The following is a 3,756-nucleotide window of genomic DNA, read 5'->3' on the forward strand; positions in this document are numbered from 1 at the left end:
TTTTAATTGTAAGCATTTTAGTTAGTTTCTTCATATAAATATTAACCACAACGGTCTCGGCTATGAGTAGTTGCGTGGGTTAGCACTTAACTTTACAAGTACACACCAAACTGAAAATCCGCGAGGATTTTCAGAAGTAGGCGAGAACAAGCAATTACTTATAGCCATTGTTGGGCTTAGTTATTTTCTTCAGAATCATTTCTATTATTAAAAAATCGTCTGAAATTTTCTTGGCTTTTGTCTTTCTTTAGTAAATATAAATCTAGTTCTTTCCTCAATTCATTTCTTTCTTCATTTAATTCAGCTAAGTGAATACTTAAATTGTGGATGTGTTCTTGAGCATCTGTATTTTCTAAAGCATCAATTTCTAAACTATTTTGAAAATTCTCAACATCCTTTATTCGTTCGCTTAATTCAACATACCTTCTTTTTAGAAAGTTGGATTTATCACTTCTATGTATTTGTCTGTTTAACTTTTTCTCTTCGAGCCTTTTTAGTCTTCTAATTTCTTCCATTTCGGCTCTTTTCATTTCCTGGATTTCTTCTAAAGCCTTTTTATTAACTTGTTCCTGTAAAAATCCCTGTCCGTAGGATAAGAATCTTTCTGATGAATACATATGAAAGTTAGATTCAGCTTGATTATATAATTCTTCTACGAGTTCTTGACGAGGTCCCATATTTCTACCGTCCTTAATTTTCCACCACCAATCTGTTTTTCTCTCATCCGTTATTAGGATGATGGATTTTTTTAATTCTTTTGCTTTATCTATAATTTGTTTCCAAATTATTAAATCTCCATATTTTCTATTCCCTTCTTTGTTTTTAGCATCCTCGTATCCTGGAGGAATTTTTTTGTTATATCTTTCTTCCCCTTCTTTATAAATTTCCTCTAATCTCTTTGAATCATAGCAATCAGTAATTCTCTTTTCAAAAAGACTTGAAATCGTGTCGTAAATCGGGTCATTTTTGAGAAAGTCAGAATACTTTAAAATACTTTCGTCCACTTCTGAACTCACCTTTTCGAATACTTTATTTAAAGATTTGTGAACTTCTTCGGATAGAAAAGGTGGTTTGCTTGTTGATTGTAAATCTTTCTGAATTTGACTAATCTTTTCAGTAAACTCTTTATAAGCCTTTTCTTGGTCAGCTATAACTTCATATCTATTTCTATTATATTCTAATGCAGATTGGTGAGGTAGCCAAATTTTGTCTTTGAATTTACCGATTAGATTGAGTAATGTTTCCCTCGTTTCGTTTGAGTATCTATAAAGGTTTAATAAAACATTCGCATCAAAACAGATAATTCCATTTTCCCATATTTCATTTATTTCTTCTTCTGTTTTTCTACTATATCCCGGGAATTTATTTTTCATAGATGTATTTCTGTTTTAATTAAGCCCAACGGTTACGGTTATGGACAAGTAGCGGGACTAGGGACGCGGACTTGTCGGCTAAATCCTTTATTTCTTGGTTTTCTAAATTACACTTTTTCAGTAAAACCCGCTATTTGCTATAACCGATGTTGTAGGTAGTTTTTTTTAACTAATTAATCTGAACCAATCTCTAAGTGCTAAATCTAACCTTAAAACTTCATCCTCTGCAAGAGGTGAGCAATGTGCGATTGGATTTCTAAGTGAATTTAGAGCAGCCATTACTTTCTCCAATGCTTTTCTTTCATTAAAAACAGCACCACCGAAGATCGTCCAATTAGACTTTATAATCTCACCTAATTCTCCAAACGTTGTATAATCAATTGGATCTGTAGATCTGGGAGTAACGGCAGCTTCTTTTTCTCTTTTAATACTTTTTTTTACGTTGTCTTTGACTATTGGGGGGACAAGGTTTTCCCACCATTCATCATCCCCATTAGAATCAAAAACATCAACAATTAATTGCCTAATTGACTTTTCAAGACAATAAAAAACAACATAATGACGAGCCATTTTTTTTGCTTCGGCTCTAAGTGAAGCATCAAATTGAGGAAAATAGGTTTCCTCTATTTTATTAGTTTGACCACTCTTTCTTCCTAAATCGATTTGATACTTCTGCTCAATTTTATCTAAATCAGCTTCTAAAAGCATATTAGTCATTGCAAAAGATTTTATAGCTGTAGACTTATCCATTATTATTTAATTATCTAATAAATGTTCTTTAAGACTTTTAAAAACTGCATTAAAAACTTCAATATCTGTTGTGGCAGGTAAATTTAGATTTATTGTGTAAGAAAGGTTGATTGATTCTTTGACTTCTGGAACAAATTTTTCAGACTTAATTGAAATTGATTTTTCTTTTTCGTCAAAATCGACTTTAGGGATGTAAGATCTTGAATCAAAATCTGCTAATTTATTTAATGCTGAAAAAGTTGATATTATTTTTTTAAAAGGAGTTGAATTTTTTTCCAAACCAGTTATTTGGATGACAATTCCCTTTAGCTCATCAGTACTTGCATTATTTATATATTCATTTGCAGAGAATAGAGATGAATACAATTCTCTCATTGCATCAGCAATTGCTTTTCCTGAAGCATTTGGGTTTCTAAATTCCCTGTACCGTTCAGTTGGTGTTCCGTCATCAGAGACAAAACCCATTTTTTTTATAAAAGGTATTGTTGAGCGTGCTGATCCACCTTTCATTCCTAAAACTGTTGAAACAAAGTCCTGAGAAAATTTTTCAGGTACTGATGCTGTTTTTATTTTTTCTAACATTGATTCCAGGGTTCCTGTGGTTTGTGCGTATGGTATTGATTCCATTTTTTACAATTTTGATTAGTATAACTAATAATGTTTAAAAAATTACCTACAACGGTTTCGGTTATCGCCAGTTGGCGGAGTAAGGGACACGGATTTGTCGGCTTAGTATTGTTTTGTTGGTCAAGTTAATTATTTTCTTTCTAACGCTACCGCTTATTGGCGATGAACCGTTGTTGGCAGTAGTTTAATTAGGTAGAATAGTTGTTGATATTAACTGACTAGCAATATTTTGATATTCACAATTTGGTGTGAAAGCACGTACAACCAATTTTACTTTTTTACCAATATGATTTTTATTTACATTAAATATTAATCTGTTCGATTCTTGAACATCGACTATTTTTTTACCATTTGAGCTAAGAGAATACCTTATTCCTCTATCCTTTGGATCATTTGCATCCACTATTAATTCATATTCATCTCCGACTCTTAATTGTGGTTGTGCTCTTTTACTTAATTTTTCAGGCCAACTATTTCCCAGGTTATCACTTACATTGATTATTCGTATAAAAAAATCTTCTATCATTTCATTTTTATTTCTATAAACAGTGATGGCGTTTTTTAAATCTGAAGTTATTCCATTGAGTAGGTTTTCTTGACTAGTTGTTAATCTTCTACCATGGGCCAGTGTATTTCTATATTTTTCTATTTCGTCAAAAAAAGTTTCAAATCTTTTTTTCTCACCTAAAATGTCTGAAAATTTTTCCCAGTTTTTATGGATAATTGTTTTAAGATCATAAAAATCAGAAAAATATAGGATACGATTTTCAATTAATACTTCCTTGTATTTTTTTCGTTCCGTTTCTCTCTTTTCTTTCCATGATTGAATTCGTTTATCTGAAACTTTATAATTCGTATTATCATTACTGCCTATTACATCAGTTATTATTAACCTCAAATTATTTTCAAATTCATTTATTCTGTTCAACTTTCTTAATATTAAATTACTGCCAACGGTCTCGGCTATCGCAAGTTGCGGGAGTAGGGACGCGGAGTTGTCAGTTTA

Annotated in this window: 4 protein-coding genes; all 4 read right to left on the minus strand. The window is 31.5% G+C overall.

Annotated elements, in window-relative coordinates; genetic code table 11:
* Window positions 1-176: 176 nt before the first annotated feature.
* The 4 genes from L1I30_RS00030 to L1I30_RS00045 all read right to left on the minus strand — a co-directional run bounded on the left by L1I30_RS00030 (window position 177) and on the right by L1I30_RS00045 (window position 3,678).
* The gene (locus L1I30_RS00030; RefSeq protein WP_236132209.1) at window positions 177-1,373 is read right to left on the minus strand and encodes a PIN domain-containing protein; all 1,197 of its coding nucleotides are present in this window, start codon (window positions 1,371-1,373) and stop codon (window positions 177-179) included.
* Between the two features lie 165 nt (window positions 1,374-1,538).
* Window positions 1,539-2,123, minus strand: a complete 585-nt coding sequence (locus L1I30_RS00035; protein WP_236132210.1) for a Swt1 family HEPN domain-containing protein — start codon at window positions 2,121-2,123, stop codon at window positions 1,539-1,541.
* A gap of 6 nt (window positions 2,124-2,129) precedes the next feature.
* On the minus strand, window positions 2,130-2,750 hold the full coding sequence (locus L1I30_RS00040; RefSeq protein WP_236132211.1) for a DUF5343 domain-containing protein: 621 nt from the start codon (window positions 2,748-2,750) through the stop codon (window positions 2,130-2,132).
* 184 nt (window positions 2,751-2,934) lie between these two features.
* Window positions 2,935-3,678: a Swt1 family HEPN domain-containing protein gene (locus tag L1I30_RS00045; protein ID WP_236132212.1), complete on the minus strand. Its 744-nt coding sequence runs from the start codon at window positions 3,676-3,678 to the stop codon at window positions 2,935-2,937.
* Window positions 3,679-3,756 lie beyond the last annotated feature (78 nt).

This window comes from Gillisia lutea (assembly GCF_021568705.1).
Taxonomy (GTDB): Bacteria; Bacteroidota; Bacteroidia; order Flavobacteriales; family Flavobacteriaceae; genus Gillisia; species Gillisia lutea.

Excerpts from the sequence above, each read along its gene's own strand:
- L1I30_RS00030 (WP_236132209.1), bottom strand. The coding sequence starts at position 1,373 with ATGAAAAATAAATTCCCGGGATATAGTAGAAAAACAGAAGAAGAAATA.
- L1I30_RS00035 (WP_236132210.1), bottom strand. The coding sequence starts at position 2,123 with ATGGATAAGTCTACAGCTATAAAATCTTTTGCAATGACTAATATGCTT.
- L1I30_RS00040 (WP_236132211.1), bottom strand. The coding sequence starts at position 2,750 with ATGGAATCAATACCATACGCACAAACCACAGGAACCCTGGAATCAATG.